The 26,271-nt window shown below is 36.2% G+C and carries 22 protein-coding genes; 14 read left to right on the plus strand and 8 right to left on the minus strand.

Going from position 1 to position 26,271, the window contains the following annotated elements; all coding sequences use genetic code 11:
• The first annotated feature begins 226 nt into the window (after positions 1-226).
• The 3 genes from KORDIASMS9_RS22855 to KORDIASMS9_RS23580 all read left to right on the plus strand — a co-directional run bounded on the left by KORDIASMS9_RS22855 (position 227) and on the right by KORDIASMS9_RS23580 (position 1,914).
• Positions 227-721 (plus strand): hypothetical protein, encoded by a 495-nt coding sequence (locus KORDIASMS9_RS22855; protein WP_114905078.1) that lies wholly within the window; start codon positions 227-229, stop codon positions 719-721.
• 6 nt (positions 722-727) lie between these two features.
• Positions 728-1,474: an LVIVD repeat-containing protein gene (locus tag KORDIASMS9_RS22860; RefSeq protein ID WP_114905079.1), complete on the plus strand. Its 747-nt coding sequence runs from the start codon at positions 728-730 to the stop codon at positions 1,472-1,474.
• 278 nt (positions 1,475-1,752) lie between these two features.
• Positions 1,753-1,914, plus strand: a complete 162-nt coding sequence (locus tag KORDIASMS9_RS23580; protein WP_162820133.1) for a hypothetical protein — start codon at positions 1,753-1,755, stop codon at positions 1,912-1,914.
• Between the two features lie 553 nt (positions 1,915-2,467).
• Here the strand turns inward: KORDIASMS9_RS23580 and KORDIASMS9_RS22865 are convergent.
• On the minus strand, positions 2,468-3,601 hold the full coding sequence (locus tag KORDIASMS9_RS22865; protein WP_114905080.1) for a M57 family metalloprotease: 1,134 nt from the start codon (positions 3,599-3,601) through the stop codon (positions 2,468-2,470).
• Between the two features lie 444 nt (positions 3,602-4,045).
• Between KORDIASMS9_RS22865 and KORDIASMS9_RS22870 the strand changes: the two genes are divergently transcribed.
• On the plus strand, positions 4,046-5,104 hold the full coding sequence (locus KORDIASMS9_RS22870; RefSeq protein ID WP_114905081.1) for a T9SS type A sorting domain-containing protein: 1,059 nt from the start codon (positions 4,046-4,048) through the stop codon (positions 5,102-5,104).
• 601 nt (positions 5,105-5,705) lie between these two features.
• The gene (locus tag KORDIASMS9_RS22875; RefSeq protein WP_114905082.1) at positions 5,706-6,038 is read left to right on the plus strand and encodes a hypothetical protein; all 333 of its coding nucleotides are present in this window, start codon (positions 5,706-5,708) and stop codon (positions 6,036-6,038) included.
• A gap of 71 nt (positions 6,039-6,109) precedes the next feature.
• On the opposite strand, the gene KORDIASMS9_RS22880 is transcribed toward KORDIASMS9_RS22875, so the two are convergent.
• Together KORDIASMS9_RS22880 and KORDIASMS9_RS22885 are read right to left on the minus strand one after the other, a co-directional pair.
• Positions 6,110-7,474 carry a pyridoxal-phosphate dependent enzyme gene (locus tag KORDIASMS9_RS22880; RefSeq protein ID WP_114905083.1) on the minus strand — a complete coding sequence of 455 codons (1,365 nt, stop codon included), beginning with the start codon at positions 7,472-7,474 and terminating at the stop codon, positions 6,110-6,112.
• 90 nt (positions 7,475-7,564) lie between these two features.
• Positions 7,565-8,806, minus strand: a complete 1,242-nt coding sequence (locus tag KORDIASMS9_RS22885) for an ABC transporter permease (protein WP_114905337.1) — start codon at positions 8,804-8,806, stop codon at positions 7,565-7,567.
• Positions 8,807-8,814: 8 nt separating this feature from the next.
• Between KORDIASMS9_RS22885 and KORDIASMS9_RS22890 the strand changes: the two genes are divergently transcribed.
• Positions 8,815-10,098, plus strand: coding sequence for an exo-beta-N-acetylmuramidase NamZ domain-containing protein (locus KORDIASMS9_RS22890; RefSeq protein ID WP_114905084.1), 1,284 nt, complete (start codon positions 8,815-8,817; stop codon positions 10,096-10,098).
• Positions 10,099-11,347: 1,249 nt separating this feature from the next.
• Here KORDIASMS9_RS22890 and KORDIASMS9_RS22895 read toward each other — a convergent pair.
• From KORDIASMS9_RS22895 to KORDIASMS9_RS22905, 3 genes are all read right to left on the minus strand, one after another.
• The gene (locus tag KORDIASMS9_RS22895) at positions 11,348-12,583 is read right to left on the minus strand and encodes a glycosyltransferase family 4 protein (RefSeq protein ID WP_114905085.1); all 1,236 of its coding nucleotides are present in this window, start codon (positions 12,581-12,583) and stop codon (positions 11,348-11,350) included.
• Complete coding sequence (locus KORDIASMS9_RS22900; RefSeq protein WP_114905086.1) at positions 12,583-13,434, minus strand: sterol desaturase family protein; 852 nt, start codon at positions 13,432-13,434, stop codon at positions 12,583-12,585. Before KORDIASMS9_RS22900 ends, KORDIASMS9_RS22895 begins: the two co-directional genes overlap by 1 nt.
• A 230-nt stretch (positions 13,435-13,664) precedes the next feature.
• Positions 13,665-14,171 (minus strand): YkgJ family cysteine cluster protein, encoded by a 507-nt coding sequence (locus KORDIASMS9_RS22905; protein ID WP_114905087.1) that lies wholly within the window; start codon positions 14,169-14,171, stop codon positions 13,665-13,667.
• Between the two features lie 348 nt (positions 14,172-14,519).
• Here KORDIASMS9_RS22905 and KORDIASMS9_RS22910 point away from each other — a divergent pair, with 348 nt between their 5' ends.
• The gene (locus KORDIASMS9_RS22910) at positions 14,520-15,224 is read left to right on the plus strand and encodes a bifunctional 2-polyprenyl-6-hydroxyphenol methylase/3-demethylubiquinol 3-O-methyltransferase UbiG (protein WP_114905088.1); all 705 of its coding nucleotides are present in this window, start codon (positions 14,520-14,522) and stop codon (positions 15,222-15,224) included.
• 168 nt (positions 15,225-15,392) lie between these two features.
• Here the strand turns inward: KORDIASMS9_RS22910 and KORDIASMS9_RS22915 are convergent, their stop codons facing one another.
• Complete coding sequence (locus tag KORDIASMS9_RS22915) at positions 15,393-15,926, minus strand: DUF2059 domain-containing protein (RefSeq protein WP_114905089.1); 534 nt, start codon at positions 15,924-15,926, stop codon at positions 15,393-15,395.
• Positions 15,927-16,253: 327 nt separating this feature from the next.
• Between KORDIASMS9_RS22915 and KORDIASMS9_RS22920 the strand changes: the two genes are divergently transcribed.
• From KORDIASMS9_RS22920 to KORDIASMS9_RS22935, 4 genes are all read left to right on the plus strand, one after another.
• Positions 16,254-18,524, plus strand: coding sequence for a T9SS type A sorting domain-containing protein (locus tag KORDIASMS9_RS22920; protein WP_162820134.1), 2,271 nt, complete (start codon positions 16,254-16,256; stop codon positions 18,522-18,524).
• Positions 18,525-18,683: 159 nt separating this feature from the next.
• Positions 18,684-20,204: a helicase HerA-like domain-containing protein gene (locus tag KORDIASMS9_RS22925; RefSeq protein WP_114905091.1), complete on the plus strand. Its 1,521-nt coding sequence runs from the start codon at positions 18,684-18,686 to the stop codon at positions 20,202-20,204.
• Positions 20,205-20,228: 24 nt separating this feature from the next.
• Complete coding sequence (locus KORDIASMS9_RS22930; RefSeq protein WP_114905092.1) at positions 20,229-20,819, plus strand: hypothetical protein; 591 nt, start codon at positions 20,229-20,231, stop codon at positions 20,817-20,819.
• Positions 20,809-21,180, plus strand: coding sequence for a cupin domain-containing protein (locus KORDIASMS9_RS22935; protein ID WP_114905093.1), 372 nt, complete (start codon positions 20,809-20,811; stop codon positions 21,178-21,180). Before KORDIASMS9_RS22930 ends, KORDIASMS9_RS22935 begins: the two co-directional genes overlap by 11 nt.
• Positions 21,181-21,265: 85 nt before the next feature.
• Here KORDIASMS9_RS22935 and KORDIASMS9_RS22940 read toward each other — a convergent pair whose 3' ends face one another.
• The gene (locus tag KORDIASMS9_RS22940; protein ID WP_114905094.1) at positions 21,266-22,732 is read right to left on the minus strand and encodes a hypothetical protein; all 1,467 of its coding nucleotides are present in this window, start codon (positions 22,730-22,732) and stop codon (positions 21,266-21,268) included.
• Between the two features lie 301 nt (positions 22,733-23,033).
• On the opposite strand from KORDIASMS9_RS22940, the gene KORDIASMS9_RS22945 reads away from it, so the two are divergent.
• From KORDIASMS9_RS22945 to KORDIASMS9_RS22955, 3 genes are all read left to right on the plus strand, one after another.
• The gene (locus KORDIASMS9_RS22945) at positions 23,034-23,249 is read left to right on the plus strand and encodes a hypothetical protein (protein ID WP_114905095.1); all 216 of its coding nucleotides are present in this window, start codon (positions 23,034-23,036) and stop codon (positions 23,247-23,249) included.
• Positions 23,250-23,482: 233 nt separating this feature from the next.
• Positions 23,483-24,532, plus strand: coding sequence for a hypothetical protein (locus tag KORDIASMS9_RS22950; RefSeq protein WP_114905096.1), 1,050 nt, complete (start codon positions 23,483-23,485; stop codon positions 24,530-24,532).
• Between the two features lie 895 nt (positions 24,533-25,427).
• A complete protein-coding gene (locus tag KORDIASMS9_RS22955; RefSeq protein ID WP_114905097.1) occupies positions 25,428-26,270 on the plus strand; it encodes an SH3 domain-containing protein in 843 nt (280 codons plus the stop codon).
• Position 26,271: the final 1 nt, after the last annotated feature.

The following is a 26,271-nucleotide window of genomic DNA, read 5'->3' on the forward strand; positions in this document are numbered from 1 at the left end:
ATCTCATAATTTTTTTGGAAAAAATTCCTATGAACCGTTATAAAACATGACAAATTCAGGAAAAACATCCCTACCCTTTTCTATATTTTCTTACGAAAACAAGGATTGCAACTAGGCATTTGTTGCAAGTTTGACACGCTTTTCACTTTTAAGACCACTTCTTGCTTTTATAAAAAGGCTACGCAACCATTGCGGCACTTCTGTATCTAACTACTAAACAACCATTATGAAACATAAACTAATCATCGCTATCGTGTGCCTGAGTCTGGTTTCTTGTTGGCTTACAGATGATGACGTAGGCGGTGCTAGTTTCACGAGTGCGTATACTCCTGTGATTCTTTCTCGAACCGATTTTGAAAACTCAATTACAGTGCAAGCAGCGCGACCTATTGAAGAAACAGGAAAAATATATGTCATCGGCAATTACTTGTTTGTCAATGAACCGTATGTAGGGTTTCACATTATCAACAATGCAAATCCGTCGAGTCCGGTGGTGGAAAAGTTTTTAACCACACCTGGCGTTACCGATATCATTTTTAAAGGAGAATCTTTTTACATTAATCAAGCAGTAGATTTGGTGGCTTTAAAGTTTGCAGATGGAATGACCAACGTTATTGAAACCAAACGTGTAAAGAATGTATTTCCTGTAATTTGGGCTCCTGACGGATCTTATACTGAGGTGACTGAAGATGAAGTTGTAGTGAATTGGACTTTAAATTAAAAACAAATGAAAAAGTATATATATATAATTATCGCAAGCTTCACACTAGTCCTTGTAGGCTGTGATGCCGATAGTGCGAATTCGGACGCAAGCACTTCTGCGGAGTCCGGACAATCAGGATCGTTGGCGCGATTCACCATTTTAGACAACCATTTGTATACCGTAGATTTTCTGAACTTAAATGTATTTGATATTAATGATGTCGAGAATCCGATATTGGTCAATTCGGTAAATGTCGGTTTTAACATAGAAACCTTATTCTCGTATAAATCGTACCTGTACATCGGTTCCAGAAACGGAATGTTTATTTATGATGCTACTAATTTTGAAACACCTCAGTTTCTCTCGTCGGTAGAACATTTTACGGCCTGTGATCCTGTGATTGCGACGGCAACACATGCGTTTGTAACGCTAAAAGGCGGAAACCAATGTGGTATTGATTTAAATTTATTGGAAGTGTATGATGTAACGGATGTAACGAATCCGATTTTAATTTCGCAACGAAACTTAGCAGGACCTGTGGGCATGGGCTTTTATGGAGATTATTTATTTGTGTGTGATGATGAAGTAAAAATCTTTGACATTTCCGATCCCGAAAATATGAACCTAGTACACGCCATTAATACCGAAAGCTTTGACGTAATAATTCAGGATAACTTATTGATTTTAGTGGGCGAACTAGGTGTATACCAATATGCTTTAGACCCGAATAATATACAGAATGAAACGATGCTGAGTACGATTGCTTTGTAATAAAAGTATTGAAAGTATCTGTATATAATTGAAGTTGTCTTAAAAGTTTTTGAGAAATGTTATGCTGAACTTGATTCGGTTTAACAACATTTTGCTTTTAAGACAACTTCTTTTTGTGTATTTATTTGATCATTTTTGAAATGTGAGTTCCTTTTACAAACAATTTACAAGTACACCTCTACTACTAAACAATTGAAAAAGATTACCTTAACTACGGGGTTTCCATACTTTTTTTGACGCTACACTCAGTATCTTTGTGTAAACCAAAAAACTATATCATGAAAAAAAGAAACCTAGTATCATTAGTATTGAACAAAAAGCAAGTGTCTAATTTGAATACACAAAGTGTAAAAGGCGGAACAAGTCAACCACAAGCATCCGAGGTAACTTGTAATTCTGTTCCTGTATGGGAAGGCGGTTTGGGTTGCCACATAAAATAAGATTTTTGCCTTACAGCAGTTATACAAGCGGACTTCGGTTCGCTTTTTTTGTGACTATTTCTACCTGATAAGCTCAATTTTAAGAGAAAGAAACAACAAGTTATACCAATTTGATTATAAAATGCGACTTTAGAGACGAAGTTGCTTTGGTATCATAGGACGCAGTGAATGCTTTGCATAGCCGTAGAGTATTCACAAGGAACTAGGATAGCAAATGAACGAGTGTATAGGTGGCATTTTATAGTTTAATGGTATTATACCACAAGAAAAGCGCAACAAATGTTTTTGTTGCGCTTAATTGCATATAAAAACGGATGTTTTAGTAGGTGAAGAAATGTGTATTAAATGGCATAGAAGATTTGTAAAGAAAAAGGTTGCTATTCTAGGCAAAAAACGCAGTATCAGCCTTAGCTAAGGCGAGTATTTTTAACGAAGAAGATTGAATGTTTTTCATAGAAAATTCATGTTATACCATTTTAAGGTAAATTGGTATTATTGAATACGTATTTAACCCGTTGTGTATTTTATCAAAATTCACAACGGGTTTATTGAGCTATAATATGCTAAACGCATAGGTAATATCTACATCTTCAGAGGTACAGGTTTCACCTTGGTACGGAGAACACTCTTCTTCTTCTTCGTCAATGAAATAACGATTGCTTCCCGCAGTAAGCGTTCTGCTTCTGTTATAAGTATACGTCCCCGAAGTATGGTTGTATTCTTGTATGCGTAGTTTGTAGTTGACAGTAACGTTTCTGTTTAGGTTGGATGTTGTGGTATAACTTCCATCTTCAAAAACATCTACATATACCTCATCTAACACATAAATTTCTCCACTGTAATCGTAATCGTCAATGACATTCACCACATCCATACGTAAAGCGCGTGGAAATAATGCTCTAAAAGCTGTTAAGTCGCCATTCGTAAATGGAGTTCCTCCGTTAGCCGAACTCCACATAATAGAACCTGCGTCAAATGCAGATGTTCCCGGAATGTTTACCGCACTGCTTTCTCTGTTGGCTTGCCAGTTGGTATGACGCAATCCTACACAGTGTCCCAACTCATGAATGACTACATTTCTACGGATGTCTGCTCCAAAATCGTCCACACGATCTACGTTGAGTGTTACCAAATTAAACGGACGTCCGTTGGATGGAAAACCTGCACGCCCAAGCACATTGGTAGATTCTACACCAAAGTCGCTTCGAATGGTAATGTGTGCTTGATTGGCATTGAATACACGTACAAAGAATAAGGCGCAATTGTTGATTCCGTTAAGTTCATTGATTGCATTGACGGATTGCGTTTGCAGATCGGTTCCGATAGAATTGTCTAAAAACACATTGATACGCATTCTATCAAGTGACACCAGTTTCCCCGTGTTGTAGGCTTGTTTTGGAATGCCGCCTGTATCCTCGATATGATAATCTTCTATATTTTTACTGTAAAACAAATCGGGTGGTGCTAGGAAATATTCCTCTGTTTCGTAGATGGTTCCTTTTTCATACCCACGGCTATACAATAATTGTACTACTGGATGGTCGTCTGGTGCCAACCATTTTACATCAATACGCGCTACTTCTGCGGCAGATTCTTCTAAAGCTTGTTCAGTTTCGTTCTGACAACTGAAAAAGAGACTACTTCCTACGAATAGGAACAGCCATTTGTAATTGAAAACTTTTTTCATGGTAGTTCTAATTTTTGGTTATTAAATGTGTACGTACATTACAGATCAAAATTACATGATACATTCAATAAAGGCTTACGGAAATACCATACATAAGGTATGAAAAAGCATGTATTTTAATACTTATAAATTACGTATGAATGCTTGACATTAGTAACCATAAGATGATGTTAAACTAACAAAACTTATATGCGCTTGTAATATTTTTTAGGAAAGTATTTTTGATTGTATCATGCTACAGGTACACATAGAACGCATTTCATCAAAAAACAGCAACGTCATTGATTGCAGTGTCAAAATAATCCCGCAAACACATAAACATCTGTATATCAAATAGAAAACTGACTAAATAGCATGAAAAATTTATAAATCCATCTTACTACCTTTTTATATTCTAGGCTATTTAAAGTACTTTGTTATAAGTAAACATTAAAACCAATTACCATGAAAAAAAACTACACACACGCATGTATTGCAGTATTGCTCTGTATCACCTGTGCTGCTTTTGCACAGGTTACTGAAATTGCCACTACTGGACTTTTAAATCCTGTTGGTGTTGCCAAAAATGGAAACACGCTATTTATCAGTTCTGTTGGCAACATGTCTATTCGACAAAAAGATCTTTCAAACACTTCTACAACCGATACTACGGTTTTTTTACCAAACTTCGATTTTGGAGTGTTCTTAACATTTCAAGGAAATGACTTGTACATTCCGATGTTGGCAAACAATAAAGTAGTGAAGATTGATGTTACGAATCCAACAGCCGTTTTAACGGATGTGGTGACCAATGTTCCTACACCTATGGGCTTGGCTTTTCGCAACAACGAATTGTATATTTCACTACGGCAAGATGCTAAAATTGTAAAAGTAGATCTTACACAAAGCAATCCCACGGCAGTCGATGTAGTTACAGGAATACCTGGCACTTTTGTAAATGGCATCGCTTTTCGTGGAGACGAGTTATTTATTACCCATGGGAATACCATCTCAAAAATCAATGTTACTGATGCCAATCCTGTATTGACAGAAGTGTTGATAGCTAATAGCAACCCAGTAGATGTTGCCTTTGATGGAAACTTTTTATATTTTTCATTGCCAAGCGATACTGCTGTAGCCAGAGCAGATGTAACCCAAGCTATGCCAGTCATTGATACATTTTTAACGCTGCCAAATGGTCCTTGGGGATTGTTGATTGATGGAAGTGATTTATACATCGCAGAACAAACGGGCAGCAGAGTGGTACTATTTGATTTAACCACCTTGAGTGTGGCGGAAGCTTCCGCAAGAAGGTTTACCTATTATCCAAACCCTACAAAAGATGTGTTACATATTTCAGGATTGACAAATAGTACTTCGTATGTCCTTAGCGATCAACAAGGAAAAGAAATTATGGAAGGAACACTCAATTCTACAGACAAGTTAGATGTAAGTTCGGTTGCCAACGGCATCTACTTTTTAAGATTGAATGACTACGAAGTAAAGAAAATTGTAAAATACTAAACACAGAACGTGATTTTGACATCTTTTGCGTCAATTGGCATCATTTTATGTGCTATTTAAAAAATACAATCGCTGATGAATTTGTTAATTAACTAACATTTGTTCGTTATTCTGTGATTCTTACAAAGAATTTCTTAAAAAATGAGGAAAATCCTCCTTTCTTTGCAGTGAATCTTGCATAGTAAGAGCAGTTTTCTCAAAAAAAAATTGTTTATTTGTTACAGATTTAAAAAAAGAGCGGAATCATTGGATTCCAGATTGTAATAAAATCTAGTAGTACACAGAAAAATCTTCCCCTAAGCCAAAAATTCTGTTGTACTTGATTTTATTGTAAAGGTTGTAATTTTTAGTACCAAATAATAAGTAAATGTATTTGAACACTAAAAAGAACTCCGATAACTATACATTTTAAGCAATTTGATTGTTTTGAAACACGAAAAATGTTTCTAGCTGTTACGAGAAGTCGTAATTCGTTCTTTGGAACGTAAAAAACAGGTTTCAATATGTTTGTTTTATAAATTGGCTAGACTACTTTTGTGTAAAAGACTTAAAATCAGACCTTAAAATTATTTTTGTGAGTTTTTTTTTATATTTTTAAACTGTGAAACTAACCTATACCATTATATTAGTCCTTTTCTGTACCAGTCAGCTGTGGGCAATCAATGCTTCACCTACTGATTATAACAATTCATTAGGTGCTGAAACGTATATAAGTTCGACAACGGATGAATTTATTTTTGAACCTTCCAAAATTGCAGCAGACGATAGTGGCATGATCGTAAATTCTTCTGAAGGAGAAGAGGAAACACTCGATTCTGTGTTAGGATATTTTATCTTTATCTTTTTCTCAGTACTTGTAATTATATTGATAGACAACAGAAATTTAGAGAAACGTTACAAGAAGTTAGTAGCAGATTATAAACACAAAGATTGACACGTAAGTGATCTACATAAAAAAAAGTCGAACGCAATGTTCGACTTTTTTTATACGCTATTTTTTATGTATTATCCAATTCCCTTGATAATATCATATTTTGTAATAATATGATGTACATGATCGCCTAAATCAACCAACACTGCTTGATTGTCTTTGGTAATTAATTTTGAAATATCATCTATCACTGTTTTGTGATGTACAACAGGAAAGGGTTTCTCCATGATGTCTAAAATGTACGTATCGGCAATGTCTTTGTTCTCGATAAACTTAGAAAAAAGAGTCGTTTCATCCACCGAACCTACAAAACTATTGTTCGCATCCACTACTGGAATTTGCGATATTTTAAACTTACGCATTCGTTCAATAGCATGCGATACCAATTCGCCCGTTTTCACCGTTACTAAAGGTTTGTCTACATGATCTTTGATTAAATCAGCCGCAGTGGACACTTCTTCATCCAAAAAGCCACGTTCGCGCATCCAATCGTCATTAAACATTTTTCCAACATACCTACTTCCGTGATCGTGAAATAAAACCACTACTACATCGTCTTTGGTAAAGTGCTCTTTTAATTGCAACACACCTTTAATGGCTGCACCCGCAGAATTCCCCAAAAACATGCCTTCTTCTTTTGCCAAACGTTGTGTGTATACCGCCGCATCTTTATCGGTTACCTTGGTGAAACCATCAATCACACCAAAATTTACATTCGCAGGAAGAATATCTTCTCCAATACCTTCTGTAACATACGGATAGATTTCATTTTCATCAAAAACACCTGTTTCATGATATTTTTTAAACACAGATCCGTACGTATCCACACCCCAAATTTTCACATTAGGATTCTTCATTTTTAAATAACTCCCAACACCAGAAATGGTACCTCCAGTTCCAACGCCCACAACAAAATGTGTGACTTTCCCATCAGTTTGATCCCATATTTCAGGACCTGTACTTTCAAAATGTGCTTTGCAGTTACTAGGATTGTCATATTGATTTACGTACCAAGCATTCGGAGTTTCTTCGCCCAAACGCTTCGAAACCGAATAATACGATCGAGGATCTTCAGGTTCAACATTCGTTGGACACACAATCACCTCGGCTCCAACGGCACGCAAAATATCTATTTTTTCTTTCGACTGTTTGTCTGCCATCACACAAATCAGCTTGTACCCTTTTACAATTGCTGCCAGTGCCAAACCCATTCCTGTATTTCCAGAAGTTCCTTCAATGATGGTTCCGCCAGGTTGCAAACGTCCGTCCGCTTCCGCATCTTCAATCATCTTCAAAGCCATTCTATCTTTTACAGAATTTCCAGGGTTGAAGGTTTCGTATTTCGCCAACACCAAAGCATCAATCCCTTCTACCAAGGCATTCATTTGAACTAAGGGCGTGTTTCCAATAGTTTCTAATATATTTTTTGCGTATTCCATTCTTCTTTATTGAATGGACAAAGATACAAAGTCTGTACAGATTACATAACTTTTATTTCAAAAGTCTATTCATTTAATAGGCTTTTAACGTTACTGAAACTTTATCGCTTTTACAGGTGATATTTTGGTAATGATATAAGAAGGTATTAATAGCATCAATACACACAATACCAAGGTGCCAATATTGAGCGCCAACACTTGCCAAACTTCAATATGTGTTGGAATGATGGAAGTGTGATATTGCTCTGGATTCGGAAACTTTAAAAAGCCAAATGTATGCTGCGCCCAAATAAAGGAAATACCAATAATATTTCCCCAAAGCAATCCTATCCCAATCAAATACGCAGCATTGTACAAAAAGATTTTACGAATGCTCCAATCGCTGCTTCCCAACGATTTTAAAATTCCAATCATGGGCGTTCTATCTAAAATCAGAACTAACAAGGCTGTAATCATATTGATGCCACCAACAATAATAATGATCCCGATGATGAGAAAGATATTTACATCAAACAAAGAAATCCATTCAAAAATAAAAGGAAATTTGCTAATGACGCTTTGCGTGTCTAAGTTATGCGGAATGGCATTGTATACTTCTTCTGTTTTATCTTTGATACTGTTAAAATCATCAATAAAAACCTCAAAATTCCCTACTTCGCCATTTCGCCATTTGTTCATGCGCTGAATGTGACGAATATCGACGATCATCACGTTTTCGTCAAACTTTTGAAAACCCGAATCGTAAATTCCCACAATCTCAAATGTGCGTTCGTTGGGAATTTCGCGCGTATCTTCTTTCAGAAATAACGTTTTAAACGTATCGCCCAACTTCAATTCTAGTCTTCTTGCCATGTAGGCTGACAATAAAACTTCTCTATTTTCACGTTTTTCGGAAACATTTGGAAAGCGACCTTCGGTTAAAAAATCTTCAAAAGCTGTCCAATCGTAATCGTTTCCAACACCTTTTGCCAACACACCTTCAAACGTTTTTTCCGTGCGAATAATTCCTGCTTTTGTCGCTACCGCTTGAATATGTTTAATGCCATCAACCTGCGTAAACGTTGGATAAAAATCTTGTGTTGCCTCCAAAGGCATCAAGGAAACTTCCGAGTTATTATTGTCAAAATTGGAGATTTGAATGTGCCCGTTAAACGCCGCCACTTTTTCTTGGATCGTTTTTTGCAGTCCCATTCCCGTAGCAATCGCCACCATCATCATAATAATGCCAATGGCAATTGCTGCAATGGCAATTTTTATAATCGTCGCCGATACACTACTTTTATACTGTTTTGCCTTAATAATACGTTTGGCAATAAAAAACTCGTAACTCAAATTAAACAATGGTTTATAGATTTTTCAAAAATACATTTTTATTGTTGTTATTAATTGGATTTTTCACAAGATGTGACGCCAAAAAACAACAAACTGTGCAAAATATTGCAGATACTAGTATTTCTTCTCGTGATAAAACCGATAACGCTTCCGCAGATGTGACGCAGAACAATCCTATGGTAGGCGCCAATAAAATCAACGAACTGCTTCCCAAGTTACAAAACAAGCGTGTGGGCATTGTAGCAAATCAGACAAGTGTCGTTTTTACTTCCGACGAAACCTATACACATTTGGTAGATTCGTTGGTAACACTCCATGTGGATGTGAAAACGGTTTTTTCTCCCGAACACGGTTTTCGCGGCAAAGCAGATGCAGGCGAACTTGTCAAAGATGGAAAAGACATCAAAACTGGATTGCCTATTATTTCTCTGTACGGGAAGAATAAAAAACCCTACCCAACACAGCTTGAAAATGTAGATGTTGTCATTTTTGATGTACAAGATGTCGGCGTGCGTTTTTACACGTACATTTCCACACTGCATTATGTGATGGAAGCCTGTGCCGAAGCGAATATTCCTGTAATTGTGCTCGACAGACCAAATCCGAACGGACATTATGTAGACGGACCTATTTTAGAAAAGGAATTCAAGAGTTTTATAGGAATGCACCCAATTCCGATTGTGCACGGCATGACGATTGGCGAATATGCACAAATGATCAATGGTGAACAATGGCTTGCTAATAAGATACAATGTGATTTGACGGTAATTTCGGTAGAAAACTATACGCATCAAACGGAATATAGTTTGCCGATAAAACCATCGCCAAATTTGCCAAATGATCAAGCGATTAATTTATATCCGAGTTTGTGCTTATTTGAAGGAACACCAATTAGTATAGGACGCGGAACGGAAAAACAATTTCAAGTCATTGGAACGCCCGAATACTTTTTGAAGCGACATTTGTACAGTTTTACGCCAAAGCCAAACTTCGGAGCTAAAAACCCGAAACATAACGGAAAAGAATGCAATGGATACAATTTGACGAAAGAACCGCGTTTGTCGGAACTAAAACTAAAATGGTTGTTAGAGTTTTATAAAACACACCAACAATACGCGCCAAAAACGCCATTTTTCAACAAAAACAAGTTCTTTTCCAAGCTTGCCGGAACTAACAAATTACAGCAACAAATTGAAGCAGGCATGTCCGAAGCTGAAATCAAAGCTAGTTGGCAAGAAGGTTTGGAAGCGTTTAAGAAGACAAGAGCTAAGTATTTGATCTATGAGTTGTAGTTAGTTGTTTGTTGTTTGTTGTTTGAAACTATATTTGTCCATTTAAAATTCAGCATTCAACATATATAATTTAAAACGTCAGTTTGAGTAGAAAATCTGTGATTTTCTGTATCGAGAACTACTTTAAAAAACTGAATGAACTTTGAAAAAATCAGCACATCTCGATACTAATTTGCTACACAAATTAACTCGATGTGACGAATCGTAAATTGAAAGAATCCTAATTTAGACAAACACTTTTACATTTAAAATTTAGTATTCAACATGTATCATTTCTAAAACGTCAGTTCGAGTGGTTTTTCGTAATAAAATGAAGAAAAATTGTATCGAGAAGTACTTGGAAGCAGTCTGTTTCATAGCATTTCTCCATACAACGAATCACTTTATTTACTTTGAAATCCAAACGTCACTTCGAGTGAAATCTTGTAAAGATTTAGTATCGAGAAGTACTTAGAAGCAGTCTATTTCATAGCATTTCTCGATACAACGAATCACTTTATTTACTTTGAAATCCAAACGTCACTTCGAGTAAAATCTTGTAAAGATTTTGTATCGAGAAGTACTTGGAAGCAGTCTGTTTCCAAGTACTTCTCGATACAACGAATCACTTTGTTTACTTTGAAATCCAAACGTCACTTCGAGTAAAATCTTGTAAAGATTTTGTATCGAGAAGTACTTGGAAGCAGTCTGTTTCATAGCATTTCTCGATACAACGAATCACTTTGTTTACTTTGAAATCCAAACGTCACTTCGAGTAAAATCTTGTAAAGATTTTGTATCGAGAAGTACTTGGAAGCAGTCTGTTTCATAGCATTTCTCGATACAACGAATCACTTTATTTACTTTGAAATCCAAACGTCACTTCGAGTAAAATCTTGTAAAGATTTTGTATCGAGAAGTACTTGGAAGCAGTCTGTTTCATAGCATTTCTCGATACAACGAATCACTTTGTTTACTTTGAAATCCAAACGTCACTTCGAGTAAAATCTTGTAAAGATTTTGTATCGAGAAGTACTTGGAAGCAGTCTGTTTCATAGCATTTCTCGATACAACGAATCATAGATTCGCCACTCGAAATGACGATTAATATATTATCAAATCATCAAATTAAAACATCACCACATTAAATCCCGAAATAATTAGGCACAAAATACTACTACATATCCTAAGAAATCAATTATCAAATCGACACATTTTCAAATCATCAATTTAAAACATTGCTACATTAGTACATTGACACATTGTTACATTAATTTCTATTCTTCGCTTCAATCCACATCGACATGTATTTCGTGCTTTGAGTATTGTGCAATTGCAACAAGCTTCCAAAAAAGTTTTGTGTTCTGTGGGCTGAAAGATTGTTTTGTGTAGTTTCTATTTTTTGTAACAGCTGTTGCTGAAAGTGTTCTTTTTGATAGCGTGTGGAAAGAATTTCAAAACCATGTTGCTGTGCTTGTTGCCAACGATCTTTGTTCGTATACAATGCTACTGTTTCCGCTACTAGAGTTTCTAAATCATCTGAAACAATTCCGTTCCAAGGCAAATTGCCATGCATGCCTTCTGCACCAATACTACTTGTTACGCAAGGCGTTCCGTTTTGCATGCCATCAATAAATTTCCCTTTGAGTCCTGCGCCAAAACGCAATGGTGCTAATAGAATTCGTGCGTTTGAAATCACCTCAGCAGCACTTTCGGCTCTGCCCTTGACGAAGAATTTTTCTTTCGGTTGATTCAGTTGCAAATTGTGTTCTTTGGCATACGAACCGTAGACGTGCATTTCGGCTTTGGGTAGTTTTTTTCGTAAGATGGGCCACACTTCTTTTTTTAAATACATTACCACATCGCGATTGGGTGCATGCAGAAAGTTTCCGATGGTCACAAAATGCTGTCGTTCTTCAAAAGTTGGCAACGCGTTGATGCTTTCTGTCGATGGTGCTTCCGTCATAAACGGAATGTATACTAAGAGCGAAGCATCTATTTTAAAATGAGCAATCAGTAGTTCGCGTTCTACTTCAGAAATGAGCAAAGAGATATCGCAGCGTAAAATACTGGCAATTTCTCGTTGTGCAAGGTTGTATCTTTTTAGTTGATCAATGTGAAATTCTTTGCCATCTTTTATGGCTTGATGTCGTGCTTTTCGCAGACTGTGCAGATCTTCTGTATCGAGAATTCGCAATGCATTTGGGCAATGTTCCGCCACGCGCCAACCGAATTGTTCTTCCATCATAAAACGATCAAACAGTACGATAGACGGCTGCAATTTTTTAATGAACTCGTCAAAACTACTATCATTAATCTGAATGGTTTTTGAAACGATTCCCATCTGACGTAAGTCATAACAAAATTCACCTTGTACAGCGGGACAGGCAAAAGTAACCTCCCAATTTTTGTCGCGAAATATTTGCAATAATTGCAACATCCGTGTACCTGCGGCAGATGAATTGGGTTCTGGCCATACATAGCCAATGACTATTACTTTTTGCATTATTCGTCAGCGTTTAACGTAGTTGGCGGACGGTATTTGTTGAAAGGAATTTTGAGCAGACTTTTTAAATTGGCATTTTCAGATGCTTCTGGATAGGTATCAACGCCGTACACCAAAGTTTCAGGATCTTTGGTGGCAAAGGTTCTAAAGATATGATCCCAAATAGAAAAAATGTTTCCGTAATTGGTATCCGTATATGGCAATACATGATGATGATGTACTTTGTGCATATTTGGTGAAACGATGATATAACTAATCCATTTATCAAGCTTTTTCGGAATGTGGATATTGGCATGATTGAACTGTGACAAAACGACCGACATCGACTGATACAACATGATAATTGCGACAGGTGCACCGACAATGAATACGCCTATTAAGGTAAACACAAAACGAATGACACTTTCGCCAGGATGATGCCTGTTTGCTGTAGTCGTATCTACATGTGTATCCGTGTGATGTACTAAGTGAAAACGCCACAATATTGGCACTCTGTGTTCTACATAATGTGCCAACCATGCGCCAAAAAAGTCTAGCAAAGCCACCCCAATTAAGACATACCACCAAGCGGATAAGGTGGGGAATTGCAGATCAATCCATTGTAAAATACCAAATTGATTCGCAACTGTCCAATCGGACGTTTTTAATAATAAAAACGCCAACACAAAGTTGATGGCAATGGTTGTTAAGGTGAAAAAGATATTGATTCCAGCATGAGTTACTTTTTTATAGTTGAATCGAAATAGCGGAATAATGTATTCTATCAACCAAAAAAAGGCAATTCCACCTACTAAAATTAGGCTTCTATGCGATGAGGGAATGTTGTCAAAATATGCTAAAATAGGTTCCAAAATAGTATACGGTTTCGTAGGTTTTTGTGTGTTTATAAAGATACGATTTTCTGAAAATTATACCAATTTACATTTAAAATGGTGTTTTGGATACGAAGTTACTTTGCCAGTATAGGATGCTGTGAATGATTTGCATAGTCGTAGCTACGGAAAGTATTCGCAAAGAACTAGACTGCCAAATGAACGAGTTTATAAACATCATTTTATGTGTACATTGGTATTAGTCCAAACTAACGTTTTCCTTTCGTTTCTATGACTCTTTTTAACTTTTCAACGATGTTATACGTTGCGGGACATATAGAAATATTGTTCATGGTAATTTCAGAAATTTTGTGGAATTTCTTCCGATTGGTATGCGGATATTCGCGACAAGCTTTTGGGCGCACATCGTAAATCATACATTCATTGTCGGCACCTAAAAAGTGACACGGCGCACTTTGCAACACATAATGATTGTCTTCATCAAAGAATAAAAATTGGCTGATGAATTGGTGTTCTTTCATGCGAAAATGCTTTGAAATTCGAGCAATATCAGCATTTGTAAATATTGGACTTGTGGTTTTACAGCAATTGCCGCAGGTAAGACAGTCCGTTGTGGCAAACTCTTCCTCGTGCAATTCCTGCATGATATAATCGAGATTTTTAGGTGTTTTCTTTTTTAATTTTTGAAAGAATTTTTGATTCTCTTTCTCAACTTCCTTTGCCTTTTTTGGCAATCCATCAATAATATCCTGCATGTGAGTTTGTCTTAAAAAGCAAAAATATCGAATATTTTTCGGATTTGTTGGGTAACAAAGTGAACAATATGATACTTCTTACTATACATGAAACAGTAACTGTGTTTTTTACACATAAAAAAAGTAAAAGCTAACATCTTAAAATTGGGGAATTTTAGGGTTTTTATTGTTAATTATTTAGGTTATAGTTAACACGTAAGCAACGACAAATACCGTTAGTTAGGAGTCGTTGCTTTTTTTATGCACTTTCGTGAAGTATTTTAGCCGAAACTCACAAAACATTAAAATCTTACTTATCGTATAAAAGTTCAATTACTTCCTGTACTTTTGTGACTTATTGAAGCATTGATGAAAGATTTATTCGGAAAAGCAATTTTAGATTATCAGCAAGGAAATTATACCGAAGATATTGTGACCGCGACTTCTATTTCGGAAGAAGATTCGTTGCCACTTCCCTATTTATTTCGTTCGTACGATGAGATGCCTCTGTTGGAACAAACGGCTTTGCAATTGGCGAAAGGAAACGTATTGGATGTAGGTTGCGGCGCGGGAAGTCACAGTCTGTATTTGCAGAACGAACGCAATTTGAAAGTGACGGCAATTGATGTTTCTGAAGCTGCGATTGAAGCTTGTAAATTACGAGGTGTTCAACATGCTGAAACAGCAGACATCCTCAGTTTTGAAGGCAAATTTGACACGATTCTTTTATTGATGAATGGCGCAGGAATGTGTGGAAAACTCAACAAAATTTCGCCATTTTTACACCATTTAAAAAGCTTGCTCACAGACGGCGGGCAAATTTTAGTTGATTCATCCGATATCATTTATATGTTTGATGAAGACGAAGATGGCGGCAAGTGGATTTCTTCTGAAACAGATTATTATGGCGAATTATTATATTACGTAAGTTACAAAGGCGAACAAGAAACTCCTTTTCATTGGTTATATATTGATTACAACACTTTACAAAATGCAGCACATGCTTGTGGTTTGCAATGCGAGTTAATTTTAGAAGGCGAACATTATGATTATTTGGCGAAGCTGAGTGTTTGATGTACAAATTTAAAAATGTAACAATTCATTAATGTAGCAATTTGACAATTGGTTTCATACAACAAACAGTATTTATTGAGTAGCAGATTACCACGAATTTTTATAAAATTCTCCAAAGACGTTTCAAGTTGTACGCGAGATTACAAATCTCGCTTGAGCGGGAAGCCTTCAATTCAAACTATAGCCTTTAGCTGCCAATTTGTTGATGACACTTTTGTAGAGTTCACCACTCCATTGCTGGGAAATTTCACCTTCAATCTTTGCCAAACCTTCACGACTGTCAATCATTTTCAATCCTGTATCTGAGTTGTAAAAATTCACAATTTGTTGTCGCTGCGTATCGGTCAGTTTTGTTTTATCAGCTAACATTTGTTTGACGGCGTCAGATTCATAAAAGGCAGTCATGTTTTTAATATCATTCAGCGTAAAATAAGCTTTGTATGCTGAAACTAAAATAGACTTTACCTCTTCTACATGTTTCTGCTTTTCACTTTCTAATTCAGTCCAAATAGCCTCTGAAATTGTATAGTCTTTGAAACGCTTTTTCAACATCTCAAACATACCATCAATAGCACCTTCGTATTGTTGTTGTGTTCCGTTAATGGTTAAGTACTTTTTTACACTCTCAATGTAAGGATCATTTTGAGCAAAAGCCATGTGAATGCCTACAAAAAGAAAAGCGGCTGTCATTATTTTTTTCATAATTTGTATACTAAAAAGGGTAGGCACTGCAAGATTATCACTTTCTAAACGGTATTCCAAAAAAGAACGGTAAAATTTAACCTCGCAACAAACGAAACTTTAAGCATTAAATTGTGATGATAATGCAAAAATGTTAAACCCTTACAAAACAATCAATGCATTTCATCGTAAATTCAGAAATTATGATAATAAATGTTATTTTTTTGTTAATTTCCCGACAAAAATTTCATAAACTAAACCTAATACAACCTATTTACTATGAAAAACTTAACCTTTTTTGTGTTGTTGACCTTTATTTTTCAGGTTTCAGCACAAAATTCCCAGAAAATGTTACCAAAAAGTTGGAGTACTTCCAGCATCAGACAAGTAACTCCTGTTCAATTAGAGAAACCCAATTTAAAACCATTAAAAGCAGAAGATGCCATCAACGATTTGGACAAATCCATTCCTTGGCGATTTGGATACGATCATTTTGTAGATCTCGGTTTAGAAAATGCTGGACAATGGGATGAATTGCCTAACGGAGATCGTATTTGGAGAATTAACATCATCTCTCCAAACGCATTGACAATGAACGTGCTTTTTGATCGCTATAAAATTCCAGTAGGCGGAAAAGTACATGTGTACAACGACGATCGTTCAGAAATTTTAAACGAATACAACCATCTGCACAACAATCCTGAAGAAATTTTAGGAACTTGGATGGTAAAAGGTGAAAGCCTATGGATTGAATATTTTGAGCCAAAAAAAGCAAGAGGCTTAGGGAAATTAAATATTGGAAACGTAATTCACGGATACAGAACTTTAGAAAATGCAGGCGGCCCTGGAAAGGCTTTGAATGATTCAGGAGCGTGTAACGTAGATGTAAACTGTGATATTTCAGCATTTAATGCAACGGCTCATGACATTAAAGAAAATGTAAAAAGCTCTGTCGCGATGATTTTAGTAAGCGGTGGTGGAGGATTTTGTTCTGGTTCATTAGTAAACAATACTAGTAATGATGGAACTCCGTATTTCTTAACAGCCAATCACTGTTTGGGAGGTTCTGTTGCAGGATGGGCGTTTCGTTTCAATTGGGCAAGTGATGCTTCCGTTGCAGATTGTGCTACCAATGCACCTAGTGTCAATGGGCCTTTTATTCAAACCGCAAGTGGTGCTACACTAAGAGCTGCAAATTCTGAATCGGATATGGCATTGTTAGAAATAAACGATACTTCTTTCTTTACAAACAACGCTAACGATTTGGTTTGGGCAGGATGGAATCGTTCTACAACGGCTTTACCTTCCTTAACTGTGGGTATTCATCATCCAAGAGGAGATGTTCAAAAAGTATGTGTCGACACAAATGTTGCTACACGACAAGCGATCAATTTTAATGGAAATCCATCCACTGAAATTTGGTTGATTCAAGATTGGGATTTGGGCGTTACCGAACCTGCATCTTCTGGATCGCCACTATTTGATCAAGATGGATTAATCATCGGAAAACTATCAGGAGGTTTTGCGGCATGTTCTGGAACAAATGATAACAATCAAGAAGATTGGTACGGACGTTTTGGTGTTTCTTGGGATTTTGGTACTACCAATGCTACTCAATTACAATTCTGGTTAGATCCAGCGGGTACCAATCCTATTTCTTTAGGACAATTTCCACCATTACAAATATTTGATTTTGATGCTGCCATCTCTGTATTAAATATCCCGAATGATTTATGTGAAAATACAATTACACCAACATTGCGTCTTAGAAATGCAGGAAACATGCAATTAACAAGCGCAACCATCGTATACCAATTAGATACGGATACACCAGTTACGATCAACTGGACAGGAAGTTTAGCACTTGATCAGTTTGAAGACATTCCGCTTTCCGCAATTCCAGTAACAGGAGTTGGCAATCATTCGTTTACAGCAACAGTTTCCAATCCAAACGGAAATGTAGATCAAAGTCCTTCAAACGATACCAACGCTATAAACTTCACGGTTCCACAAGGTTTTGAAGTCACAACTATTAGAGTTATCATTACGCCTGACCGATATGGCTCAGAAACTACTTGGACATTAGAAGACTCTAACGGAACTATTGTTGGAAGTGGCGGTCCGTACACTACTGTAGGTACGAATGGCACACAACCAGACGAAATTCAAGATGTACCAATTCCAGTACTTGACGAATGTTATACATTTACGCTCAACGATTCGTATGGCGATGGTATTTGCTGTTTGTATGGAGCCGGAACATATCGTTTGGAAGATGGAGCAGGAAACATACTCATCAATGGTACAGGATCATTTACCACCACCATTTCAAACTTATTTAAAATTATTGATCCGTTAAGTGTTGGTGAAAACGCGCTTGCAAATAGTTTGCGTATTTATCCAAATCCATCGGCTGCTGATTTTACGGTAGACATTCGCAACTATTCAAATGTGGCGTATGAAATCAATAGTGTCACTGGACAACGCATTCAATCCGGAACGTTTAATGAAGGTAACAACACACTTTCTATGCGAAATGAAGCTGCTGGTTTATACTTTATAAGAATCACAGATGTAGATACAAACCTTAGTGTCACTAAAAAGATTATACGATACTAACATCGAGTCATAACATCCACATACTGCATCCGTTTTTCCTTGGAAAAGCGGATGTTTTATTTTAGAAAATTTTCTTGGTGAATAACTTTCGGGGAAATCTGAATGCATTTTTTTTAGACTTCATCAAAATCGCTTACTTTTAACACAAATTTTGAACTGATGAGTAGCAAGTACAATTTTATAGAGCATATTGAAAAAGGATATGTAACCAAAGGAGACGCTATTACGATGGGAGCTGCCATGTATGAAGGTGAAACGGTTACTGATGCGTATGTAAAAATTCCGCTTAAAACCTTAAACAGACACGGTTTAATTGCAGGCGCCACTGGAACTGGAAAAACCAAAACATTGCAAGTATTGGCAGAAAATCTCTCAGAGAAAGGAATTCCAGTATTGTTGATGGATTTAAAAGGTGATTTAAGTGGCATTGCACAACCAAGTCCGGGACATCGAAAAATTGACGAACGCCATGCAAAAATTGGATTCCCGTTTGAAGCTAAAAACTTTCCAATTGAAATTTTATCACTATCCGATCAAGATGGTGTGCGATTGCGCGCTACGGTTTCAGAATTTGGTCCTGTCCTACTCTCTCGAATTTTAGACCTGACCGAAACACAATCAGGCATTGTGGCAGTTATTTTTAAATACTGCGACGACCATAAAATGCCGTTGCTTGATTTAAAAGACTTTAAAAAAGTACTGCAATACGCAACTGGAGATGGAAAAAAAGAATTTCAAGAATCGTATGGACGAATCTCTACAGCTTCCACAGGTGCTATTTTGCGTAAAATTATCGAACTAGAACAGCAAGGAGCCGATTTGTTTTTTGGGGAAACTTCTTTTGATGTGGAAGATTTAACACGTATTGATGAAGATGGTCGCGGTTATATCAATATCATTCGCTTGACAGACATTCAAGATCGTCCAAAGTTATTTTCAACCTTTATGTTAAGTCTGTTGGCTGAAATTTATGAAACATTTCCGGAGCAAGGCGATAGCGGACGACCAGAATTAGTTTTGTTTATTGACGAAGCGCATTTAATCTTCAAACAAGCGTCAAGCGCCTTATTAGATCAAATTGAAAGTATTGTCAAATTAATTCGTTCCAAAGGAATTGGTTTGTACTTCGTCACACAAAACCCAACAGACATTCCAGAAGCTGTTTTGGGACAATTAGGACTCAAAATACAACATGCGTTACGTGCGTTTACCGCGAAAGATCGAAAAGCCATCAAACTCACCGCAGAAAACTATCCAGATTCTGACTTTTATGACACTACCGAAGTGTTGACTTCTTTAGGAATTGGAGAAGCGTTGATTTCTGCTTTGGATGAAAAAGGACGACCAACACCATTGGCAGCGACAATGCTGCGTGCGCCGATGAGTCGTATGGATGTGTTGACTTCTAAAGAATTGGCGGAAGTCATTGACAATTCAAAATTAGTTGAAAAATACAACGAAGAAATTGATCGGGAAAGTGCCTATGAAATGCTCACTGAAAAAATAAAAAAAGCAGAAGCACTTGAAGAAAAAGAAAAAGCAGCTCGTGTACAAGAAGAAAAAAAGACGTCCCGACGTTCATCTAGCAGAAGCACACGACAAAATCCGATCATCAAAGTATTGACGAGTGCTACGTTTATCAGAAGCATCTTCGGAATCCTCAAAAAAGTTATCAAATAATAAAATTACATAAATTAAAATCGCGTGAAAAAAACCGTATTTCTTGGACTTATCGCAGCTTGTTTGGCAAGTTGTACCACAAAAGAAGATCCATTTTTAATTCAAAAAGATCGTATTGGAAAATTACACAAAAACGCTATCGTAAAACAATTAGATTCTGTTTTTGCGAACGATTCTTTGGTAAAACGGATTGGTGAAGGAGATTATATGCAAGCTGGAAACGATCAGTATTTGGTTTTTGAAAAAAGAGGGAAGCATGTATTTACGCTGACTCCTACACAACAGCATGATGAAAATGAAAAGATCGAAACCATTCAAATTCATGATGAACGTTACAAAACTGAAAATGGAATTTCATTAAAAAGCACCTTCAAAGATATTCGTGAACACTATAAGATAAAGAACATTTACAACACAATGAAAAACCTTGTGATTACTGTAAATGGACAAGAATATTTTACCATTGACAAAAAAGAATTGGCCGAAGATTTGCGCTATGACATGAGTTTGAATATTGATCCAATTCAAATTCCAGATGCCGCAAAAATCAAACAATTCATGATCAATTGGAAACATACAGAAATTGCAGAAACCGAAAAAAAAGATGCCCAGTAAAAAATATCACATCCAAAAAAGTCCATTTATAGTTCCTACAACCGATGGCAAACTGATTGAAGAACATTTTGGAAATGCCACCGATGGAAACTCAGGCATTAGCATTGCACACATGATTGCACCACCAAAATGGAGTGAACCGTTTCAAACACCTGAATTTGATGAGTACACATACATCATCAAAGGAAAAAAACAATTCATCATTGAAGGCGAAACCATCATTCTGGAAGCAGGACAATCTATCAAACTCGAAAAAAATACACGCGTTCAATATTCCAATCCGTTCGACGAAGACTGCGAATACATTGCGATTTGCTTGCCTGCGTTTTCGATGGATTTGGTGCATCGTGAAGAAAAATAAGAGAAAAATTTCAAATAACACACAACTGTCTGAGAAGCTTTTTAAGACTTCCCAGACAGTTTTTTGGTTCTACATACGCGATTGTTTACTTAATAATCGTTACATATCGGTACGTACCATTTTTCCCAATATATCCATACCCATTCGTCGTTCTAGCTCTGGCATATACATTGAACGAATGTGCGCAGGTTACTTTTGCTTGGAAACTTCCAGATATGTTTCTGCTTCCTTGCCAAGTTGCTGGCGGCGTGGTCAAATTATACGATTGATACACAATATTTTCGGAATCACCATCACCCCAACGGGCTGTTAAACTATAGTCTAACAGATTTCCTTCGGTGTCAAATGCTTCAAAATTCACATCAATCTTGTCTGTCGGATTTTGCAAATTCACAATGCCACACGCGCCAATTTCCACATTTTTATATTTGATCGAATTGATACTTACTTCTGGTAAATTGTTGTCAATATACATCGTCAAAATTTGCTCTGGAGTCGTTGCACCAACTTCCGTTCCTGCATTGTTGTAAAACTTCACTTTAAACTGATGCAATCCGGTGTTGAGTTTGGTAGAATTAAATTGGAATAACAAATCATCAATCGAATAATCAACTCCTGCACTTGGCATTTTGTAGAAATTATTGCTATCTGGTGAAGCGGCTTCCAGTACATAATCAGAACCGTCCCATTTGTAATTATACCAAGAAGTCACAAACTCTGAGAATGATCCTGAAGTTCCTGATCGATGGAATACTTTGTATTTTTTGGCACCTAATCCTGGCAATTGATCCATTTTTGTACGATTTCCAATTACGTTCAATCGTCCGCCAAAAGCAGCATTTTTCGCATGAATAAAATAATTAGACGCTGTAGTTGCACGTCCTGTAGATGCACTAATTTTTGTAGTTGGAATCAATCCTACACTTCCCATCACTGGTCCAAGATCTGCGGAAGAAATAGATGGTTTTCTTGAAAAATACAAGGTGTGTAATTTTGAAAAATCTCTAAAGAAATTTGTCGGCGTGTCGTAATTTAAGTTTGGTTTGGATGAATGTACTCGAAAACCGAATTTTGTATACGAGCTGAACCACCACCACAACAAATTTACTTTTAAGTCAGACAATAAGAAGCGAAACTTCCAAATTCTGTGTGGCGTTGCGGAGTTGGGAGACGTTCCAAAGGTACTTTTACATTCTGATTTTTGTGCTTCGTTCAACAAACCTGTCCAACGTCCTGCACCTAAGTAATATTGGCGTCCCATTTTGTTTGGGTTTCCACGGTAATTTCCATAATTCACGTCGCTTCGTGGTGTAATGACTTTGTTTCGGTTTCTATCAAACGTAAACCAAAAATAATCGCCTGTTCCTGGATCGTTGTGCGTGTCTTTCACGACATCTAATACAACGTACACATATTTCGCATCGTTCTTAGCGAGCATAAATCCGCCATCAAATTCCATTTGTTTGTCTAGCGCTCCTGCCCAAACTGCATCTTCTAATTGGTCATCTAACGTAATGGGCGTTCCTGCCCAAGTTGATTTAATTGTTCCCATGATTTTCTAGTTTTTAGGTTATATTATTTCCGTAACAAAACTACTCATACACAAACCTTTACGTAAGAGTTGAAAAACTAATTCGGCATAGGAAAAAGACTATTCTCATTTAGGGGAAAAAGTAGAAACGCCCAAATTTTCCCCTTTAAAATATTCTGACACACATAAAATGGGCTACACATTTTCATGATTTCCCACGAATTCTAGTTTACCGCCAACGAATTCTAAAAGCACTCCAAAAAAGCGTGAAGTTGCTACTACATTTGACATGTAATTAAGAAACAAACTAAAAAAATAACAAATGTGGTACGATAGCTCAGCAACAAAAATGATTCAAAAGTATTTGAATATGTATTCGCAAATAAAAATGCAGTTTGATGGCGAAGGCAACATCCAAAAAGTGGATTTATTTCAAGAAGGCAGATGGATTTCGAGTCCAACCTTAGCAAAACGCATGCGCTTACGACATATTGCCTTGCCTGTACGACAAAAAGCATCGATCACATTAAAGAGATAAAAGATAGAATAATTTAGGTTGGTTAGTTGGGAAAAATCAGCTTGGATCTTTTTGATGGCTGTCAAAAAGTACTATCAACACGTATTGAAGAGTGGGTTTTCAAAGCGATACAGATAGTAATTTTCATCCGAAAGCAGATGAAAAGCATTCAAGCTGATTTTTATGCTACTTAAACTTAAAGATTAAAAGATTACAGAATTAAAAGATTGAATAATTATAAACACCACAACACTATGAAGACAAAAACAGTTAAAATGACAGCATTCATGGGACTTGTATTAACTTTGTTTTTTGCATGTTCCCCAAAAGAAAACACAGAGAATTTAACGGCAATGAACGACACTGAAGTTGTCGCTTCCAAACAATCGGTCGTTTTTATTGCTGGATATGACAAAGGTGAAAGCACATATTACAAAGACGCCAAACAGTATTTTGAAGACTTAGACTATACGATTGTAGACGATGCGTTTTCGCTTCAAGAAATTATTATGTGGCTCAATAAAAACCACAACGCACAAGATTTTGAAGAAATTCACATCATTAACAAAGGAAACTCCAAAAAAGGATTATCACTTGAAACTACGATTCACGGCGACGTATTATCACAGGAATCTTTGTTGAATTGTTTGAAAGAAAACAAACTTCCAAAGCTAGAAAGTGTCCTTTCGGCAGATAGCAAACTCGTTTTTCACACGTCGGAATTGGGAAAAAACAAGCAATTGTTACAAGTATTGAAGCAAACGTTTACGGCAAATCATCAGCCAAAAGTATTTGCAACGCCTTTAGCAACCGTTTTTAACGGACAGTTTCAGCAACATTTCTTAGCAAAAGTATTTTACGGATACTATCCTACGGCGCAATCGCCAGGAAATATTGACTTGTCAAAACAGTTTATACGCAAATACCCTTTGGAAGATATTCATTGGTTAGACGCCATTAGAACGAAAGAAGAAGGCGAACCTGGCGAAGCATTCTCATACAAATTTAACATTCCAATACGTTGGGAAATCGAATTCTCAGACGATGAAGATGTGCCTTCACTTACAGATGCCAATGAAATTATGGATTGGATTGAAGACAGTGAGGAATACAGCAATCGTATCAAAGATATGGGCATTGACATTGAGAAATTTAGATGGAAAGCATACACTTCTGGTCAGAAAGTCGTGATCAAAGGAAAAACAACTGTAGTGTGTGTTTTAAAACCAATGATGCAGCGCAACAATCCATTATCGTATGTGCGCACGGAGTTTGATAATGAAAGATACTATACGCAGCTTTAGTTTTTAGTGTACCAATGTATCAATTACTTACTCTTGCGCTTAGCTAATTTGATGATTTGAAAATGTGATGATTTGAAAATTGGCTTTAGTAAAAGTATTTTAATGTAGCAATATATCAATGTAAAAATGTATCAATAGCTCACTGTTGCGCTTACTTAATTTGATGATTTGAAAATGTGTTGATTTGAAAATTGGCTTTAGTAGAAGTATTTTAATGTAGCAATATATCAATGTAAAAATGTATCAATAACTCACTGTTGCGCTTAGCTAATTTGATGATTTGAAAATGTACCGATTTGAAAATTGGCTTTAGTAGAAGTATTTTAATGTAGCAATATATCAATGTAAAAATGTATCAATAGCTCACTGTTGCGCTTAGTTGATTTGATGATTTGAAAATGTACCGATTTGAAAATTGGCTTTAGTAGAAGTATTTTAATGTAGCAATATATCAATGTAAAAATGTATCAATAACTCACTGTTGCGCTTAGCTAATTTGATGATTTGAAAATGTGATGATTTGAAAATTGGCTTACTCTTGCGCTTACTTAATTTGATGATTTGAAAATGAATCACTTGAATACCAAAAACGTCACTTCGAGTGATTTTTCAAAGAAAAATTGTATCGAGAAGTACTTTGAAACTCAGTACTTCCTAGTAGATCTCGATACATTTTGAAGCAATACTGAATCAAGTTCAGCACATGTTTCAAAACACTCGATCTAACATTCTGGTTTCAAAGGAAATTTTAGTTCTGCATGAAACAGATTGCCACGAATTTTAATGAAATTCTCGCAAAGACGTATCAAAGAAGTTTTTCAAGTACATCTGAAATCGAAAAACGCAAGACCAAAACCCTTTCAATATCCACTAATTTTTAACCTATATTTGTTTTATGAAGACGTTTACTTTACAAACCTTATTTTTCTTCTTTTTTGTTTGTGCAACACAACTCAACGCACAACAATCTGACTATATCTACTTATATAATGACTTACAAGTGAATGAAACCTATTCGCTGTTTGGCGATAATGTAAATTTGAGAGCAAAGCCAAGTACTACTTCCAAAGAAATTACTCGTTTACGCATTGGATTTGAGATAAAAATTATTGCAAAAACAGCTGCTATTTTTGAAAGTAACAACTCCAAAACATACTGGTATGAAGTACAATACAAAGATTTGAAAGGATTTATTCCAGAGAAATTTATAGCGCACAAAACCATAAAAAATAACACCCATAGTTATTTCTTCCATAAAAAAATCTCAAAAACATATGGTGATCAACTTGCCATAAGAACACTTGTTGGAGACGCGTATAACAAATACACAGAAAACTTAGTGCAACTTCGAGGTTCTCTAATTACTGCGGAATTGGAAGGAAATCATGATTTAAAAAATATAAAGGAAATTTTAACGATAAAGTATCACGGTGAATCTTGTGGCGCTGAAAACGGAATTACATATTTCTTTCTAAAAGAGAATTATGAATTGGTGCATATAGCACATCTTTCCGTGAGTGGAGATATTGGCTTTTTTGATTCAGAAACGTTTACATTTACAACGAATGAACACAATGGACAACCTATCATTTTATTTACAAAAGAAGCTGGTGAAACAATAGATGAAGATACAAACTGGGTAGAATCTAAAACATTAACACGCCAATTTGAGTGGGATGGCACGAAATTAGTACCTGAATTCTCAAAGAAGTTTTACAGACCTAAAAAATCAAACTAAC

This window comes from Kordia sp. SMS9, from assembly GCF_003352465.1.
GTDB lineage: Bacteria > Bacteroidota > Bacteroidia > Flavobacteriales > Flavobacteriaceae > Kordia.

Bases quoted from the DNA above. Each gene is read 5' to 3' on its own strand.
- KORDIASMS9_RS22895 (WP_114905085.1), bottom strand. From the start codon at position 12,583: ATGCAAAAAGTAATAGTCATTGGCTATGTATGGCCAGAACCCAATTCA.
- KORDIASMS9_RS22925 (WP_114905091.1), top strand. From the start codon at position 18,684: ATGAGTAGCAAGTACAATTTTATAGAGCATATTGAAAAAGGATATGTA.
- KORDIASMS9_RS22870 (WP_114905081.1), top strand. From the start codon at position 4,046: ATGAAAAAAAACTACACACACGCATGTATTGCAGTATTGCTCTGTATC.
- KORDIASMS9_RS23580 (WP_162820133.1), top strand. From the start codon at position 1,753: ATGAAAAAAAGAAACCTAGTATCATTAGTATTGAACAAAAAGCAAGTG.
- KORDIASMS9_RS22855 (WP_114905078.1), top strand. From the start codon at position 227: ATGAAACATAAACTAATCATCGCTATCGTGTGCCTGAGTCTGGTTTCT.
- KORDIASMS9_RS22880 (WP_114905083.1), bottom strand. From the start codon at position 7,474: ATGGAATACGCAAAAAATATATTAGAAACTATTGGAAACACGCCCTTA.
- KORDIASMS9_RS22910 (WP_114905088.1), top strand. From the start codon at position 14,520: ATGAAAGATTTATTCGGAAAAGCAATTTTAGATTATCAGCAAGGAAAT.
- KORDIASMS9_RS22860 (WP_114905079.1), top strand. From the start codon at position 728: ATGAAAAAGTATATATATATAATTATCGCAAGCTTCACACTAGTCCTT.
- KORDIASMS9_RS22955 (WP_114905097.1), top strand. From the start codon at position 25,428: ATGAAGACGTTTACTTTACAAACCTTATTTTTCTTCTTTTTTGTTTGT.
- KORDIASMS9_RS22890 (WP_114905084.1), top strand. From the start codon at position 8,815: ATGGTTTATAGATTTTTCAAAAATACATTTTTATTGTTGTTATTAATT.
- KORDIASMS9_RS22905 (WP_114905087.1), bottom strand. From the start codon at position 14,171: ATGCAGGATATTATTGATGGATTGCCAAAAAAGGCAAAGGAAGTTGAG.
- KORDIASMS9_RS22935 (WP_114905093.1), top strand. From the start codon at position 20,809: ATGCCCAGTAAAAAATATCACATCCAAAAAAGTCCATTTATAGTTCCT.
- KORDIASMS9_RS22945 (WP_114905095.1), top strand. From the start codon at position 23,034: ATGTGGTACGATAGCTCAGCAACAAAAATGATTCAAAAGTATTTGAAT.
- KORDIASMS9_RS22920 (WP_162820134.1), top strand. From the start codon at position 16,254: ATGTTACCAAAAAGTTGGAGTACTTCCAGCATCAGACAAGTAACTCCT.
- KORDIASMS9_RS22865 (WP_114905080.1), bottom strand. From the start codon at position 3,601: ATGAAAAAAGTTTTCAATTACAAATGGCTGTTCCTATTCGTAGGAAGT.
- KORDIASMS9_RS22950 (WP_114905096.1), top strand. From the start codon at position 23,483: ATGAAGACAAAAACAGTTAAAATGACAGCATTCATGGGACTTGTATTA.
- KORDIASMS9_RS22940 (WP_114905094.1), bottom strand. From the start codon at position 22,732: ATGGGAACAATTAAATCAACTTGGGCAGGAACGCCCATTACGTTAGAT.
- KORDIASMS9_RS22915 (WP_114905089.1), bottom strand. From the start codon at position 15,926: ATGAAAAAAATAATGACAGCCGCTTTTCTTTTTGTAGGCATTCACATG.